The sequence below is a fragment of the Streptomyces sp. NPDC096079 genome (genome assembly GCF_040303145.1).
Classification (GTDB): Bacteria; Actinomycetota; Actinomycetes; order Streptomycetales; family Streptomycetaceae; genus Streptomyces.
In genome coordinates this window covers 97,846-113,805 of sequence record NZ_JBEOST010000014.1, presented here as the reverse complement: position 1 = coordinate 113,805, position 15,960 = coordinate 97,846, and the positions used below count along the sequence as shown (strand labels likewise).

Below are 15,960 nucleotides of genomic sequence, written 5' to 3'. Positions count from 1 at the left end.
GACCCCCGTCGCGCACCCGTCCGATGCCCGAATCGCGCGGAAGAGCGCCCGTCTTGTAGCGTTGGCGACCATGCGTCTCGTCATTGCCCGTTGCTCCGTGGACTACGCGGGCCGGCTCACGGCCCACCTGCCCTCCGCACCCCGTCTGATCCTCGTCAAAGCAGACGGCAGCGTCTCGATCCACGCGGACGACCGGGCGTACAAACCGCTCAACTGGATGTCCCCGCCGTGCACGCTGAAGGAGGGTGTCGACGGTGAGGCGGGCGTCTGGACCGTGATCAACAAAGCGGGCGAGAAACTGATCATCACGATGGAGGAGATCCTCCACGACTCCTCGCACGAGCTGGGCGTGGACCCGGGTCTCATCAAGGACGGCGTGGAGGCGCACCTCCAGGAGCTCCTCGCCGACCGCATCGAGACCCTCGGCGAGGGCTACACCCTGATCCGCCGCGAGTACCCGACCGCGATCGGCCCGGTGGACATCCTGTGCCGGGACGCCGACGGGGCGACGGTCGCGGTGGAGATCAAGCGGCGCGGCGAGATCGACGGCGTCGAGCAGCTGACCCGCTACCTGGAGCTGCTCAACCGCGACCCGCACCTGGCGCCGGTGAAGGGCGTCTTCGCGGCCCAGGAGATCAAGCCGCAGGCGCGGGTCCTCGCGACGGACCGCGGGATCGGCTGCGTGGTCCTCGACTACGACGCGCTGCGCGGCATCGAGGACGACAAGCTGCGGCTGTTCTAGGGGGTGCTGTGCAGGACTTTCGAAACACCCCCTAGCCGCGCCCGGCGGTACGGAACACGGGGACGGCCCCGGGTGCGGTGAGCGCGCCCGGGGCCGTCGTCGTGTCCGTACGGGGTCAGGCCGGCGCCTCCGTGCCGGCGGGGGTGCCGGAGGAGGCGCCGAGGGTCGTCGTCTCGCCCGTCTCGGGAGGCGCGGTCGTCGTCGGAGGGGCCGTCGTGGGCGGCTCGGTCGTCGGCGGCGCGGGGGTCGTCGTCGGCGGCTTCGGCGGGGTGGTCGTCGGCTTCGGCGGCGTGCTGGTCGGCGTCGGCGGACGCGTCGCCGTGGGCCGGCCGGTCGGCGGTGCCGTCGTCGCCGTCGGCGCTCCGGTCGTCCGGGACGGGCTGTCCGAGGGCGAGGGCGATCCCGACGTCGACGGGTCCGTCGAGGCGGACGGCGACGCGCTGCCGGAGCCCGAGGGGCTCGGGGAGTCCGCGTGCGTGGCCGTGCCGGTCTGTGCCGGGTCGGCCTCGCCGTCGGCGGGCGGCTCCTCGCCGTCGAGCCCGTCGTCGATGCCGCTCACGTCGGAGGTGCTGTCGGAGGTGACGCGGTCGGTGGCGGGGTCCTCGCCGTTGCCCGAGGTGGCGCCGAGGGTGACGACGGTGCCGAGGACGGCGACGAGGAGCGCGCCCGCGCCGACGGCGACGAGGTTGCGGCGGGCGCCGCCGAGGATGCCGCTCCTGAGGCCGGGGCGGCGGTCGCCGCTCTCGGCGGTGTCGGGGCGGGTGATGAGGGTGGGCCCGTCGGCGGCGAAGTCCGGGAAGGCGGGCCCGGCGGGCTTCGCCGGGGTGCGGACGGGCCCGCCTGGCAGCGGCGCGGTGACGGCCTCGGGGCGCGGGAGCGCGGGGCGGGCGGCGGGGCCGCGCAGGGCGGGGGTGGTGCCGCGCAGGGCGGGGGTGCCGCGCGGCGGGGAGACGGGCTCCTCGGCGGGGGGCGCGGCGGCGTGCTCGCCGGAGAGGTCGGCGACGAGGGCGAGGGCCCGGCGGCCGGCGACGGTGCCGCGCTTGTCGGCGAGCACTCCGCGCATGGCGATGGAGGCCTCCAGCTCGGCGCGGGCGCGCTCCAGGTTCCCGCCGCAGATCGCGAGGACGCCGAGCTCGTGGTGGAAGTACGCCTCCTCGGCGACCTCGCCGGCGAGCCGGGCGGCTTCCTGTCCGGCGCGCAGGGCGCGCTCCCAGGCGCCCCAGTGCAGCCCGGCGGCGAAGGCGGGCGCCGCGGCGCGGGCGAGGAGGACGGCGGTGGCCCGGTGTTCGGCGGCGTCGTCGCCGGTGCCGGGGATCAGCGCGGTGAGGGCGGCGAGGAGGGCGTCGGACTCGGCGGCGGCCCGCTCGGGGGTGACGGAGGGGTGCGCGGCCCACCAGGCGTAGTGCTGGGCGACGGTGTGGGCGCGGTCGGCGGCCTCGCGTTCGTAGCCGTGGGCGAGGAGCTGGGTGAGCACTCCGGCGGAGAGCCGGTAGCGGGGGCCGACCGGGGAGAGCAGTCCGCAGGACATGAGTTCGCCGAGGGCGGCGTCGGCGTGGGTGTCGCCGACGAGGGCCGGCAGATGGGCCTGGTGCGGGACCTCGCCGCCGAGGGCGACGGCGTAGCGCAGGGCCGTCTGGGCGGAGCGGCTGAGCCGGGAGGCGAGGAGCGCGGCGGGGGCGGCGCCCTCGCCGAGGCTGGGCAGCGGTATCTCGCGCAGTTCGACGTCGGGGTCCTCGACGCCGTCGAAGGCGGCGGCGGCCACGGCCGCGGCCGCCGCGGGGTCGGTGGGTCCGAAGGCCTCTTCGAGGGCGCCGAAGGCGTCGAACTCGGCGGGGGTGACGCGGAGCCGGTCGCGCTGCCGCAGGAGGGCGCCGGCCTGGACGAAGCGGAGCGGGAGGCCTTCGGACTCGAACCACAGGTCGCCGGCCCAGTTGGACTCCTCGTCGGTGAGGGTGCGGCCGACGGCGTTCTCCAGGAGTTGCAGGGCGGCGGCGCGGCCGAGTCCGGCGAGGAGGACCTCCTCGACGGGGGCGTCGGGAGAGGGTGCGGGCGTCTCGGGGCCGGCGGCGAGGAGGAAGGCGCACTCGGGGGCGGCGGCGAGGAGCTCGTCGAGGGCGGCGCCGCCGAACTCCAGGTCGTCGACGACGACCACGGCGCCGATGTCGCCGAGCAGGTCGAGGAGTCCGGCGCGGTCGGGGCGCCGGTCGGGGGCGTACCGGACGGCGGTGAACAGCTCGTGGAGCAGTTCGGTGGGGGTGCGGTGGTGGCCGGAGAGGCGGACGACGCCGTCGGGGGCGAGGTCGGCGCAGTCGGCGGCGACGGCGTCGAGGAGGGCGGTGCGGCCGGATCCGGGGACGCCGAGGAGGCGGGCGCAGCGGCCTCTGCCGAGGATGCCGGTGAGCCGCTCGCGCTCCTCCTGGCGTTCGAGGAGGGGGAGCGCGGGTGCGGCGGGGCCCGGCGGGACGGGCGGGGCGGCGGCGCGGGCGGCCTCGGCGCGCTCCTCGGAGGTGCGGGGGCGAGGGGCGGCCGGTTCCTGCCCGGGCGGGCAGGGTTCGATCTCGCTGCCGTCGACGGGGTTGACGGTGAGGAGCAGTTCGCCGGAGACGAGCCGGACGACACGGGCGCGCGCGGGTGTCTGCGCGGGCACGCCGCGGCCCTGGCGGGCCTCCTCGCCCTCGGTGTCGTGACCGTACTCCTCCGACCCAGGGTTGATCGGGTCCATGGTGCAAGCCCCCAAGAAGCGGTGTGCGGTACCCGCCGGTGGTTCCGTCCGAGGCAGGCGGGTCCGTCATGGTGCGGGCGACCGAACCCTAGACCGTGGCCGGACGCTCGGGAACAGCCGGGGTGCTCCCGAGACCAAGACGTCACGGTCTTGTGAGGATTGCGCGTGACGCCTGGTTCACCCGGCTGCTCCGCTGCCGCGGGGGCCCGGCCGGGTCACACGCGGGGCAGGGACTCCAGGGCGAGGCCGCCCTCGATGGCGAGGATGCGGTGCAGTCGGGTGGCGACGAGGAGCCGCTGCATCTGGGGCGGCACCCCGCGCAGGACGAGGCGCCGGCCGCAGCGGCCGGCCCTCCGGTGGGCGCCCATGATGACGCCGAGTCCGGTCGCGTCCCAGGAGTCGAGGCCGGTCAGGTCGAGCACCAGGTCGCCGACTCCGTCGTCGACGGCCGAGTGCAGGACCGTACGGGCGTCCGCCGCGCTGCGGACGTCGAGGCGGCCCCCGACGACCAGCTCGACGTGGTCGCCCCTGATGTGCATATGCGCTCCCCGAGAGTGCTCCGTCTTCGCAACAACTGACTGCCGCACTGGCAGATACGTTGCGCCTTGTCAGCGAACCGGTACCGGAATTCACCCCACGGAGTGAGGGCGGGGTGGCGGGTCCGGCTCAGTACTTGTAGAAGCCCTGCCCGCTCTTGCGGCCGATGTCACCGGCGTCCACCATCCGGCGCATCGCCTCCGGCGGCGCGAACTTCTCGTCCTGGGACTCGGTGTAGATGTTGTTGGCGGCGTTCACCAGGATGTCGATGCCGGTGAGGTCGGCGGTGGCGAGCGGGCCCATGGCGTGGCCGAAGCCGAGCTTGCAGGCGATGTCGATGTCCTCGGCGGTGGCGACGCCCGACTCGTGGAGCTTGGCGGCCTCGACGACGAGGGCCGAGATGAGGCGGGTGGTGACGAAGCCGGCGACGTCGCGGTTGACGACGATGCAGGTCTTGCCGACGGACTCGGCGAACGCGCGGGCGGTGGCGAGGGTCTCGTCGCTGGTCTTGTAGCCGCGGACGAGCTCGACGAGCTGCATCATCGGGACCGGCGAGAAGAAGTGGACGCCGACGACGGCCTCGGGGCGCCCGGTCACCGCGGCGATCTTGGTGATCGGGATCGCGGAGGTGTTGGAGGCGAGGACGGCGCCGTCCTTGGCGATCTTGTCGAGCGAGCGGAAGATCTCGTGCTTGACGTCGAGGTTCTCGAAGACGGCCTCGACGACGACGTCCGCGTCGCCGACGGCGTCGAGTTCGGTGGTGGCGGTGATCCGGCCGAGCGCGGCCGCGGCTTCCTCCGCGGTGAGCTTGCCCTTGGCGACGAACTTGTCGTACGACGCCTTGATGCCGTCGGTGCCGCGGGTCAGGGCGGCGTCGGTGACGTCACGCAGGACGACGTCCCAGCCCGCCTGTGCCGAGACCTGCGCGATGCCGGATCCCATGAGTCCGGCCCCGATGACGGCGAGCTTCCTGGCCACGATCTTCCACCCCTCTACACCTGTTCACTTCTGGCTCTCCGGCGGAGATTAGCGGTCACGGGGCGCCATGTGACCGCGAAGTAACGCGCGTCACGCCCTCTTTGACGGACGTCACACTCGCGACACCCCTTCGGGCGCCTCAGTCCTCGCGCACCGCGTACGTCAGGACCTTCTCGCTGAGCAGCTCCTCGATCTCGTCGAGGAGGACGAGGGCTTCGCGGGAGACGGTGGTCGCCTTGCGTCCGGCGGTCATCTCGCCGGTGATGTAGCCGACGACGGTGTTCTCGATCCAGGCGAGCTGGCCGCCGACGAGCAGCGGCAGCGGGTCGTCGGCGGCCGCCCCGGTCTGCTCGCGCAGGGTGGTCACGACGGCCTCGTGGACCTGGTCCCGCAGGTGGAAGAGGCGCGCCTTCAGGGTGGGCGCGTGCTCGATGACGTTCATGAAGGCGTCGAAGCCGTCCATGAGTCCGTACGCGGGGGAGACGGCCCCGATGTCCTGGCGCAGCTCCCGCAGGACGGCCTGGGCGGCGGACTCGCCCCGGTCGCGGCCGCGGATCATGCGGGCGAGGCGCTGGGTGACCCCGTCCAGCCGGTCGAGGAACAGGTCCTCCTTGGCGGGGAAGTAGTTGTAGACGGTGTTGACGGAGACGTCCGCCGCCTCGGCGACGTCCGCGACGGTCACGCTCACGAAGCCGTGCTCCAGGAAGAGTCCGGTCGCGATGTCCGAGATCCGCTGCTTCGTCTCGCGCTTCTTGCGTTCCCTGAGTCCCTCGGCCATGGCCTCATCCTAGACTCCCTGAAATTTCGCCACCCCTGCATTTTTGGTGACGTTGCAAAATTTCAGTGACTCTGTTTTTGTAGTCGCCATGCCCATCATCAGCACGGCCGGGCTCGCCCGGACCTTCTCGACCAGGAACGGCCCCGTGGAGGCCGTCCGAGGCATCGACCTGACCGTCGGGCCCGGCGAGATCCTCGGACTCCTCGGCCCCAACGGAGCCGGCAAGACCACCACGCTCCGCATGCTCACCACGCTCCTGCCGCCCACCGCCGGCGCCGCCACCATCGCCGGCCACGACCTCGTCCGGGACCCCGCCGCCGTACGCCGGCGCATCGGGTACGTCGCCCAGGACGGCGGCCTCGACCCCCAGGAGACCGTCCGCTCCGAGCTCGTCCTGCAGGGCAGGCTCTACGGCCTGGACCGGGCCACCGCGACGGCCCGCGCCGAGGAACTCGCGGCCGACCTCGGCCTCACCGACCTCCTCGACCGGAGGACCCCGGCCCTCTCCGGCGGCCAGCGCCGCCGGCTCGACCTCGCGATGGGGCTCACCCACCGCCCGGAGGTCCTCTTCCTCGACGAACCGACGACCGGCCTCGACCCCGGCAGCCGCGCCGACCTGTGGGCCCTGGTGCGGCGGCTGCGCGACGAGCACGGCACCACCGTCGTCCTCACCACGCACTACCTCGACGAGGCCGACGCCCTCGCCGACCGGCTCGTGATCGTGGACAAGGGCACGGTCGTCGCCGAGGACAGCCCCGCCGGCCTCAAGGCCGCGCACGGCGTGACCACCCTCCAGGACGCCTTCCTCGCCGTCACCGGCCGTGGCCCCGCCCCCGTCGACACCACCCCCGTAGCGGTCTAGGAGACCCGTGATGCTGCTCCGTGACACCGCGCTCGTCTTCGGGCGCTACGCCCGCCAGACCCTGCGGTCCCCGTTCCAGATCTTCTTCGGCGCCCTCATGCCGCTGCTCTACCTGCTCTTCTTCGGCCCGCTGCTCACCGGCCTCCCGCTGGGCCGCGAGGGCGACTCCTGGCAGATCCTCGTCCCCGGCCTGCTGCTCCAGCTCGGTCTCTTCGGCGCCTCGTTCGCCGGCTTCTCGATCATCATGGAGAAGGGCTGGGGCGTGTTCGACCGGATGCGGGTCACCCCGGTCAGCCGGCTCGCCCTGCTCCTCGGCCGGGTGCTGCGGGACGCCGCCCTCTTCGTCTTCCAGGCCGTCCTGCTCGTCCTGGTGGCGATCCCGATGGGCCTGCGGGCACCGGTCGCCGGGATCCTCGTCGGCTTCTGCTTCGTCGCCCTGCTCTCCGCCGCGCTCGCCTCGCTCTCGTACGCACTGGCCCTGAAGCTGCGCACCCCGCAGGAGTTCGGGCCCGCGATCAACACGCTCGCGATGCCGGCGATGCTGCTCTCCGGCCTGATGCTGCCGATGGCCCTCGCCCCCGGCTGGCTCGACGTGGTCTCGCACCTGATGCCGTTCCGCTATCTGGTGGACGCGGTCAGGGAGGCGTACGTCGGCCACTACACGACGCCGACCATGCTGTACGGGGTGCTCGTCGCCCTCGGACTGACGGGGCTCGCCGTGACGGTCGGCACACGCACGTTCCGGAGCGCCGGAGCGTAACTAGGCTGGGCCCATGGTCAATCTGACGCGCATCTACACCCGCACCGGCGACAAGGGCACCACGGCTCTCGGCGACATGAGCAGGACCGCCAAGACGGACCTGCGGATCTCGGCCTACGCCGACGCCAACGAGGCCAACGCCTCCATCGGGACGGCCATCGCCCTCGGCCGGCTCGACGAGGAGCTCGTCCAGGTCCTCACCCGCATCCAGAACGACCTCTTCGACGTGGGCGCGGACCTCTGCACCCCGGTGGTGGAGAACCCCGAGTACCCGCCGCTCCGCGTCGAGCAGGCCTACGTCGACAAGCTGGAGGCCGACTGCGACCGCTTCCTTGAGCGGCTCGACAAGCTGCGCTCCTTCATCCTGCCGGGCGGCACGCCCGGTGCGGCCCTGCTGCACCAGGCGTGCACGGTGGTCCGGCGGGCGGAGCGCTCCACCTGGGCGGCCCTCGAGGTGCACGGCGAGACGATGAACGCCCTGACCGCCACCTACCTCAACCGGCTATCGGACCTGCTCTTCATCCTTGCCAGGACGGCGAACAAGGAGGTCGGGGACGTCCTCTGGGTCCCGGGCGGCGACCGCTGACCCGGCGCCCGGGTCCTTCTTCTGCCAGACGAGGTAGCTGAGCGCGATCAGGCCGTGGATGCCGACGGCCCGCCACGCGGCGTACATCCAGCTCCGCAGGCTGTCGGTGTTCCCGCCGTCACCGACGTACCACATGGCCAGGAGCAGCAGGCCGCCGGCAACCGCAGCGCCGACCAGCGTGCCGAGCCAGATCGCGCCCTCGTGGCGGGCGCGCGCCATCCCGTACTTGGGGGGCTTCGGCGGCGGCGGGCCGCCGGCGAGGCGGTGGGCGGCATGGCCGTCGAGCCACTTCACGGTGCGGTGGCCGTGCCCGACGGTGTATCCGATGTACAGCGCGGCGAGGCCGTGCTTCCAGCTGGGGTCGGCGCCGTTCTTGAGGTCGATCGCGGTGACGACGAGGAGCAGGACCTCCAGGAGCGGCTCGCACAGCAGCAGCGCCATACCCGTACGGGGCATCTTCAGGAGGTAGCGGGTGGCGAGGCCGGCGGCGAGCAGCACCCAGAAGCCGACCTCGCAGAGCACGATCAGCGTGACGATCACGGCGGTTCCCCTTTCGGTTCCCCTTCAGCGTCCCGTGGGAGCGGGCCCGGTTCGTCGTCGCCGTTGACGAAGTGCGTCTACATCCTTCGACGGAGGGAGACGGACCCGCGGATCGGCCGGGACGAGGAGGTACCCGCGCGCGCGTGCGTGTTGGATGAGGACGTGACACTCCCCCGCCCGCACCGCATGGACCTGTTCATCGCCGCCACCGGTCTCGTCGGCGGCGTGATCCTGTGGTGGTTCGGGCTGTACGTGTCGGGCGACCACGTCTTCGGGCAGCGCTGGGCGACACTGATCCCGCTGACCGTGATGGCCGGCGCGGAGGCCGTGCGCCGCGCCGCCCCCCGTACCGCGCTGGTCGTCGGCACCCTCGCGATCGTCGCCGACCAGTTCACCAACGGGAACCTGGCGACGGTCCTGATGTTCACGGACGTGGTCTACGCGTCCGTCGTCTACGGCTCGCCGGCCTCCGCGCGCCGCATCCCGTACACGACCGGTCTGATCACGGTCGCGGTGACCGCGGTCTTCCTCGTCTGGTGGCAGAACGCCTTCGCGCTCCTCATCGGGGTGCTCACCGGCATGATCTCCTTCCTCCCCGCGATCACGGGCGCGGTCGTCCGCAACCACCGCGAGGCGGCGGACGCCGCCCGGCTGCGGGCCGAACAGACCGCGCTGCTCGCCGAGATGGACCGGGCGCAGGCGGTGGTGGCCGAGCGCGCCCGGATGGCGCGCGAGCTGCACGACATGGTCGCGAACCACCTCTCGGCGATCGCGATCCACTCGACGGCCGCGCTCTCCCTCGACGACGCGGCCACCACCCGGCGGGCCCTGACCGTGATCCGGGAGAACAGCGTCGCCGGACTCACCGAGATGCGACGGCTCATCGGACTGCTGCGGGACAGCAGCGGGGACGCGGAGCCGGGCGCGGTTCCGAGCCTCGACGCGCTCGACGGCCTGATCGCCCGGGCCCGGACGAACGGCTCGTCCGGCGGCCTCGTGTTCGTCCTGGAGGACACCCGGCCCGCGGACGGCGCCGCGCTGCCGGCGCCGGTGGAGCTGGCCGCGTACCGGATCGTGCAGGAGTCGCTGACCAACGCGGTCAAGCACGCCTCCCCCGGTACGGTCACCGTACGGGTCGGCCGCCGGGACGGGGTCCTGACCGTGGCCGTCGACTCGCCGTGCGGGAAGCGGCCGGGCCCGTCGGCCCCCGGGACGGGCTCGGGCCTGGTGGGGATGCGGGAGCGCGCGGAACTGCTCGGCGGGGAGTTCCGCGCGGCGGCCGCGGGAGAGCTGTGGCAGGTGCGGGCCGTGCTGCCCGCCGACGAGAAGGCGGGGAACGCATGACGATCCGGGTGGTCGTGGCCGAGGACCAGTCGGCGGTACGGGCGGGGCTCGTGCTGATCCTGGGCAGCGCGCCGGACATCGAGGTGGTCGGCGAGGCCGCGGACGGCGAGAAGGCGGTGGAGCTGGCCCGGGAACTGCGCCCCGACCTGGTCCTGATGGATGTGCAGATGCCCCGGATGGACGGGGTGACGGCGACTCGTCTGGTGGTGTCGGAGGGGCTCGCCGACGTGCTCGTCCTGACGACGTTCGACCTGGACGAGTACGTCTTCGGGGCGCTGCGGGCCGGGGCCTCGGGCTTCCTCCTGAAGGACACGGACGCGAAGGACCTGATCACGGCGGTGCGGACGGTGGGGCGCGGGGAGGGGCTGATCGCACCGGCGGTGACGCGGCGGCTGATCGCGGAGTTCGCGGCCCCGAGGCGCCCGGCGGCGGACTCGGCCGTGCTGGAGCGGCTGACGCCCCGGGAGCGCGAGGTGCTGTCGGCGCTCGGACTCGGCCTGTCGAACGCGGAGATCGCGGGGCGTCTGGACATGGCGGAGGCGACGGTGAAGACACACGTCAGCAAGGTGCTGGGGAAGCTGGAACTGCGCAGCAGGGTCCAAGCCGCCGTACTGGCACAGGAGTTGGGGGTTTAGAAGAACTTTGCCGACGATGGTCTGGACCTCTTGACGATTGGTCCAGACCTTCCTACGCTCGCGGGGCGCGCGCATCTTCACGGACCACCCCCACCTTGTCCGTCCGCAACTTGAGGAGCACCGTTGAGCACTCAAGCACCGACGCGCAGAGCAGGGTTCAGACACCGGACCGCCGCCGGACTGACCGCCCTGATCCTGCCCCTGGCCGCCATGGTCGGCCTCGCCTCCCCCGCCGAGGCCGCCACCTCGGCCACCGCGACCTACACCAAGACCCAGGACTGGGGCACCGGCTTCGGCGCCAACTGGACCATCAAGAACACCGGCACCACCACCATCAGCTCCTGGACCGTCGAGTGGGACTACCCCTCCGGCACCGCCGTCACCTCCGCCTGGGACGCGTCCGTCACCAGCTCCGGCACCCACTGGACCGCCAAGAACGTCGGCTGGAACGGCACCCTCGCCCCCGGCGCCTCCGTCTCCTTCGGCTACAACGGCACCGGATCCGGCGCACCCAGCGGCTGTAAGATCAACGGCGCCGCCTGCGACGGCACCACCCAGCCGGGCGACAACCCGCCCTCGGCCCCCGGCACCCCGGTCGCCTCGAACATCGGCGACACCTCGGCGAAGCTCACCTGGACCGCCGCCACCGACGACAAGGGCGTCAAGAACTACGACGTCCTGCGCGACGGCACCAAGGTGACCACCACCACCGCCCTCACCTTCACGGACAACGGCCTCACCGCCGGCACCGACTACGCGTACACGGTCGTGGCCCGCGACACCATCGACCAGACCGGCCCCGCCGCCGGACCGGTCGCCGTCCGCACCACGGGCGGAGGCGGCGGCCAGCCCCTCCCGAACGCCGTGAAGATGGGCTACTTCACCAACTGGGGCGTCTACGGGCGCAACTACCACGTGAAGAACATCGTGACCTCGGGCTCCGCGTCCAAGATCACCCACATCAACTACGCCTTCGGCAACGTCACCGGCGGCAAGTGCACCATCGGCGACTCCTACGCCGACTACGACAAGGCCTACACCGCCGACCAGTCCGTCGACGGCGTCGCCGACACCTGGGACCAGCCGCTCCGCGGCAACTTCAACCAGCTCCGCAAGCTGAAGAAGGCCTACCCGAACATCAAGATCCTGTGGTCCTTCGGCGGCTGGACCTGGTCCGGCGGCTTCGGCCAGGCCGTCCAGAACCCGACCGCCTTCGCCCAGTCCTGCTACGACCTGGTGGAGGACCCGCGCTGGGCCGACGTCTTCGACGGCATCGACCTGGACTGGGAGTACCCCAACGCCTGCGGCCTGTCCTGCGACACCAGCGGCGCGGCCTCCTTCAAGAACATGATGCAGGCCATGCGCGCCAAGTTCGGCGCCAACAACCTGGTCACCGCCGCCGTCACGGCCGACGCCTCCACCGGCGGCAAGATCGACGCCGCCGACTACGCGGGCGCCGCGCAGTACATGAACTGGTTCAACGTCATGACGTACGACTTCTTCGGTGCCTGGGCGGCGCAGGGTCCGACGGCCCCGCACTCCCCGCTCACCTCGTACGCCGGCATCCCGCAGGCCGGCTTCAACTCGGCCGAGGCGATCGCCAAGTTCAAGGCGAAGGGCGTCCCCGCCAACAAGCTGCTGCTCGGCATCGGCTTCTACGGCCGCGGCTGGACCGGCGTCACCCAGTCCGCTCCCGGCGGCACGGCGACCGGCCCCGCGCAGGGCACGTACGAGCAGGGCATCGAGGACTACAAGGTCCTCAAGAACTCCTGCCCGGCCAACGGCACCGTCGCGGGCACCGCGTACGCCCACTGCGGCACCAACTGGTGGAGCTACGACACCCCCGCCACCGTGAACTCGAAGATGAGCTGGGCCAAGAACCAGGGCCTCGGCGGAGCGTTCTTCTGGGAGTTCAGCGGTGACACCACCAACGGCGAGCTGGTCGGCGCCATCAACACCGGCCTGAACTAGCGAGAACGAGAAGCGGGGACGGCGCAGCACGCCGTCCCCGCTTCTTCACGTCCTACGCGACATTGACTCGCTGGCCGGGAGGCGCCGCCTCCAGCCAGGCCATGAAACCCGTCCGGGCGTCCTCGCTCATCGCGAGCTCCAGGCGGACGCCCTCGTACATACAGGGCTGGATCACGGCGTCGGAGAGCAGCGCGAGCTCCTCCTCGCCCTCCGGCATCCGGCGCTCCAGGGCCACGATGGACGAGCGCTCCAGGACCCGGCGCGGGCGGGGCGCGTACGAGAAGACACGGAACCAGGCGATCTCGTCACCGCTGTAGCGGGCGACGCCGTACACCCAGCCCTTGCCGGTCGGATCCGGCTCGTCGGGGACGTCCCAGCGCAGCGAGCAGTCGAAGGTGCCGCCGGCGCGCTGGATCAGTCTCCGGCGCAAGCCGAAGACGAAGAGCCCGATCACCACCAGTGCGACGACCAGGCCGCACACGAGCAGAGCGAGGAACATCTTCACCGACCTCCTCGCTGCGTCCCGTAGCCGGCACGGCCGGCAGAACCGAATACAACCTGCATCTGCATCGCCTCAGCCGCGACACGGTCCGGAAAATTCCGGATCGTGCCGCGGCTGAGGGCACTCCTGCTCGGCGCGGTCCGCTAGCGGACCGATACCGCGCGCAGCCGGACCTCGGCGCGCCGCTCGGCGGCGGCGTCGGAGTCCGTCTTCGCACGCTCCAGCGCGCGCTCGGCGCGCTGGGCGTCGATCTCGTCCGCCAGCTCGCAGATCTCCGCGAGCAGAGACAGCTTGTCGTCGGCGAACGAGATGAATCCTCCGTGGACGGCGGCGACGACGGTCGCGCCCTCGCTCGTACGGATGGTCACCGGGCCCGACTCCAGCACACCGAGCAGCGGCTGGTGGCCGGGCATGACGCCGATGTCGCCGGAGGTGGTACGCGCGATGACCAGGGTGGCCTCGCCGGACCAGACACTCCGGTCCGCGGCGACCAGCTCGACGTGCAGCTCAGCAGCCAAGGGTGGCTCCTCGGGTCACCACCCGGCGGTCGTGCCGGGTGTTGGGGTCAATTCTAGTGGGCGTGGTGAGAGGGGCGGGACGGATCCCGCCCCTCTCGGGCGAGCACGGGGCTCAGGAGACGCCGAGCTCCTTGGCGTTGTTCTTGAGGTCCTCAAGGCCACCGCACATGAAGAACGCCTGCTCCGGGAAGTGGTCGAACTCACCGTCGCAGATCGCGTTGAACGCGGCGATCGACTCGTCGAGCGGAACGTCCGAACCGTCCACACCGGTGAACTGCTTCGCCGCGTGGGTGTTCTGGGACAGGAAGCGCTCGACACGGCGGGCGCGGTGGACAACGAGCTTGTCCTCCTCGCTCAGCTCGTCGATACCGAGGATCGCGATGATGTCCTGGAGGTCCTTGTACTTCTGCAGGATTCCCTTGACGCGCGTGGCGGCGTCGTAGTGGTCCTGCGCGATGTAGCGCGGGTCCAGGATCCGGGACGTGGAGTCCAGCGGGTCCACGGCCGGGTAGATGCCCTTCTCGGAGATCGGACGGGAGAGAACCGTCGTCGCGTCGAGGTGGGCGAAGGTGGTGGCCGGGGCCGGGTCGGTCAGGTCGTCCGCGGGGACGTAGATCGCCTGCATCGAGGTGATCGAGTGACCACGGGTCGAGGTGATGCGCTCCTGGAGGAGACCCATCTCGTCGGCCAGGTTCGGCTGGTAACCCACCGCGGAGGGCATGCGGCCGAGCAGGGTCGAGACCTCGGAACCGGCCTGCGTGAAGCGGAAGATGTTGTCGATGAAGAACAGCACGTCCTGCTTCTGCACATCGCGGAAGTACTCCGCCATGGTCAGACCGGCGAGGGCGACGCGGAGACGGGTGCCCGGGGGCTCGTCCATCTGGCCGAAGACCAGCGCGGTCTTGTCCAGAACGCCGGACTCTTCCATTTCCGCGATGAGGTCGTTGCCCTCACGGGTGCGCTCGCCGACGCCGGCGAAGACGGAAACGCCCTCGTGCAGCTTGGCCACACGCATGATCATTTCCTGGATCAGAACGGTCTTGCCGACACCGGCGCCACCGAACAGACCGATCTTTCCACCCTTGACGTACGGGGTGAGAAGGTCGACGACCTTGAGGCCGGTCTCGAACATCTCGGTCTTCGACTCGAGGTCCGCGAACGCCGGGGCCTTGCGGTGGATGGACCAGCGCTCGCCGACCTCGGCCTCGGCCTCGGGCTCGTTCAGGATCTGGCCCAGCGTGTTGAACACGCGACCCTTGGTGACGTCACCGACGGGGACGGTGATGCCGTCGCCGGTGTCGACCACGGGGGCCTGGCGGACCAGACCGTCGGTGGGCTGCATCGAGATGGTACGGACGATGCCGTCACCGAGGTGCTGCGCGACCTCGAGGGTCAGCGTCTTGAGCTTGCCCTCCTCGGCCGGGTCGGCGACCTCGACGTGCAGGGCGTTGTAGATCTCCGGCATCGCGTCGACGGGGAACTCCACGTCGACGACCGGGCCGATGACCCGGGCGACGCGGCCCGTGGCGGCGGCCGTCTCAACAGTGGTCGTCATTACTTGTCACTCCCCGCGGTCGCGTCGGCCAGGGCTGCGGTGCCACCGACGATCTCGCTGATTTCCTGGGTGATTTCGGCCTGGCGGGCCGCGTTGGCAAGTCGGGAGAGGTTGTTGATCAAGTCTCCCGCGTTGTCGGTGGCCGACTTCATCGCGCGGCGCGTGGCGGCGTGCTTGGAGGCAGCCGACTGGAGCAGCGCGTTGTAGATCCGGCTCTCGACGTAGCGCGGCAGCAGGGCGTCGAGGACGTCCTCCGCCGACGGCTCGAAGTCGTACAGCGGGCGGAGAGTGTCCGGCTCGCCGGCCTCCTTCGCCACCTCGTCGAGGCTGAGGGGCAGCAGCCGGGCCTCGACCGCCGTCTGGGTCATCATCGAGACGAACTCGGTGTAGACGATGTGGAGCTCGTCCACACCACCCTCGGCCGTGTCCTTCTCGATCGCCTCGATCAGCGGTGCCGCGATCTTCTTGGCGTCCGCGTACGTGGGCTCGTCCGTGAAGCCGGTCCACGTGTCGCTCAGCTTCCGCTCACGGAAGTTGAAGTGCGCGACACCACGGCGGCCGACGACATAGATGTCGACCGCGCGGCCCTCGCCCTCCAGCTTCGCGATGAGCTTCTCCACCGCCTTGATGGCGTTGGAGTTGAAGGCACCGGCCAGACCGCGGTCGCTCGAAAGGAGCAGGACCGCGGCACGGCTCGGGTTCTCCGCCTCGGTGGTCAGCGGGTGCTTGTCGTTCGCACCCGTCGCCACCGCCGTGACCGCGCGCGTGAGCTCGGTCGCGTACGGAGTGGACGCCTGCACCTTGCGCTGCGCCTTGACGACACGCGAGGCGGCGATCATCTCCATCGCCTTGGTGATCTTCTTCGTCGCGGTGACGGATTTGATGCGACGCTTGTAGACCCGGAGCTGCGCTCCCATGAGTCAGGTCCCT

Annotated in this window: 16 protein-coding genes; 7 read left to right on the top strand and 9 right to left on the bottom strand. The window is 71.4% G+C overall.

From position 1 onward, the window contains the following. Positions 1-70 precede the first annotated feature (70 nt). Positions 71-742 carry an endonuclease NucS gene (gene nucS / locus ABTY59_RS25925; protein ID WP_352021436.1) on the top strand — a complete coding sequence of 224 codons (672 nt, stop codon included), beginning with the start codon at positions 71-73 and terminating at the stop codon, positions 740-742. 115 nt (positions 743-857) lie between these two features. On the opposite strand, the gene ABTY59_RS25920 is transcribed toward nucS, so the two are convergent. The 4 genes from ABTY59_RS25920 to ABTY59_RS25905 all read right to left on the bottom strand — a co-directional run bounded on the left by ABTY59_RS25920 (position 858) and on the right by ABTY59_RS25905 (position 5,757). Continuing rightward, entirely contained in the window at positions 858-3,464 is a 2,607-nt protein-coding gene (locus tag ABTY59_RS25920) for an ATP-binding protein (protein ID WP_352021435.1), read from the bottom strand. A gap of 215 nt (positions 3,465-3,679) precedes the next feature. Continuing rightward, on the bottom strand, positions 3,680-4,003 hold the full coding sequence (locus ABTY59_RS25915; protein ID WP_030210572.1) for an STAS domain-containing protein: 324 nt from the start codon (positions 4,001-4,003) through the stop codon (positions 3,680-3,682). A 127-nt stretch (positions 4,004-4,130) separates the two neighbouring features. After that, positions 4,131-4,979, bottom strand: a complete 849-nt coding sequence (locus ABTY59_RS25910; RefSeq protein WP_352021434.1) for a 3-hydroxyacyl-CoA dehydrogenase family protein — start codon at positions 4,977-4,979, stop codon at positions 4,131-4,133. 139 nt (positions 4,980-5,118) lie between these two features. Continuing rightward, the gene (locus ABTY59_RS25905; RefSeq protein ID WP_352021433.1) at positions 5,119-5,757 is read right to left on the bottom strand and encodes a TetR/AcrR family transcriptional regulator; all 639 of its coding nucleotides are present in this window, start codon (positions 5,755-5,757) and stop codon (positions 5,119-5,121) included. Between the two features lie 88 nt (positions 5,758-5,845). On the opposite strand from ABTY59_RS25905, the gene ABTY59_RS25900 reads away from it, so the two are divergent. Genes ABTY59_RS25900 through ABTY59_RS25890 form a run of 3 tightly spaced genes read left to right on the top strand, consistent with a single transcriptional unit; the run spans position 5,846 to position 7,965 of the window. Continuing rightward, on the top strand, positions 5,846-6,619 hold the full coding sequence (locus tag ABTY59_RS25900; protein WP_352021432.1) for an ABC transporter ATP-binding protein: 774 nt from the start codon (positions 5,846-5,848) through the stop codon (positions 6,617-6,619). Between the two features lie 10 nt (positions 6,620-6,629). Further along, a complete protein-coding gene (locus ABTY59_RS25895) occupies positions 6,630-7,379 on the top strand; it encodes an ABC transporter permease (protein WP_352021431.1) in 750 nt (249 codons plus the stop codon). Positions 7,380-7,392: 13 nt separating this feature from the next. Continuing rightward, positions 7,393-7,965, top strand: coding sequence for a cob(I)yrinic acid a,c-diamide adenosyltransferase (locus tag ABTY59_RS25890; protein ID WP_352021430.1), 573 nt, complete (start codon positions 7,393-7,395; stop codon positions 7,963-7,965). Here ABTY59_RS25890 and ABTY59_RS25885 read toward each other — a convergent pair. Beyond that, on the bottom strand, positions 7,882-8,505 hold the full coding sequence (locus tag ABTY59_RS25885) for a hypothetical protein (protein ID WP_352021429.1): 624 nt from the start codon (positions 8,503-8,505) through the stop codon (positions 7,882-7,884). The genes ABTY59_RS25890 and ABTY59_RS25885 overlap by 84 nt on opposite strands. A 186-nt stretch (positions 8,506-8,691) precedes the next feature. Here ABTY59_RS25885 and ABTY59_RS25880 point away from each other — a divergent pair, with 186 nt between their 5' ends. From ABTY59_RS25880 to ABTY59_RS25870, 3 genes are all read left to right on the top strand, one after another. After that, on the top strand, positions 8,692-9,849 hold the full coding sequence (locus tag ABTY59_RS25880; RefSeq protein ID WP_403542774.1) for a sensor histidine kinase: 1,158 nt from the start codon (positions 8,692-8,694) through the stop codon (positions 9,847-9,849). Continuing rightward, on the top strand, positions 9,846-10,484 hold the full coding sequence (locus ABTY59_RS25875) for a response regulator (protein WP_352021427.1): 639 nt from the start codon (positions 9,846-9,848) through the stop codon (positions 10,482-10,484). The genes ABTY59_RS25880 and ABTY59_RS25875 overlap by 4 nt, the downstream gene beginning before the upstream one ends. 123 nt (positions 10,485-10,607) lie before the next feature. Beyond that, on the top strand, positions 10,608-12,455 hold the full coding sequence (locus ABTY59_RS25870; protein WP_469538025.1) for a glycosyl hydrolase family 18 protein: 1,848 nt from the start codon (positions 10,608-10,610) through the stop codon (positions 12,453-12,455). Positions 12,456-12,507: 52 nt separating this feature from the next. On the opposite strand, the gene ABTY59_RS25865 is transcribed toward ABTY59_RS25870, so the two are convergent. The 4 genes from ABTY59_RS25865 to ABTY59_RS25850 all read right to left on the bottom strand — a co-directional run bounded on the left by ABTY59_RS25865 (position 12,508) and on the right by ABTY59_RS25850 (position 15,947). Next, a complete protein-coding gene (locus tag ABTY59_RS25865; RefSeq protein WP_026057636.1) occupies positions 12,508-12,954 on the bottom strand; it encodes a DUF2550 domain-containing protein in 447 nt (148 codons plus the stop codon). Positions 12,955-13,100: 146 nt separating this feature from the next. Beyond that, positions 13,101-13,475 (bottom strand): F0F1 ATP synthase subunit epsilon, encoded by a 375-nt coding sequence (locus tag ABTY59_RS25860; protein ID WP_189799849.1) that lies wholly within the window; start codon positions 13,473-13,475, stop codon positions 13,101-13,103. Between the two features lie 112 nt (positions 13,476-13,587). Further along, positions 13,588-15,030, bottom strand: coding sequence for a F0F1 ATP synthase subunit beta (gene atpD / locus ABTY59_RS25855; protein WP_189799850.1), 1,443 nt, complete (start codon positions 15,028-15,030; stop codon positions 13,588-13,590). Beyond that, on the bottom strand, positions 15,030-15,947 hold the full coding sequence (locus tag ABTY59_RS25850) for a F0F1 ATP synthase subunit gamma (RefSeq protein WP_352021426.1): 918 nt from the start codon (positions 15,945-15,947) through the stop codon (positions 15,030-15,032). The genes atpD and ABTY59_RS25850 overlap by 1 nt, the downstream gene beginning before the upstream one ends. Positions 15,948-15,960: the final 13 nt, after the last annotated feature.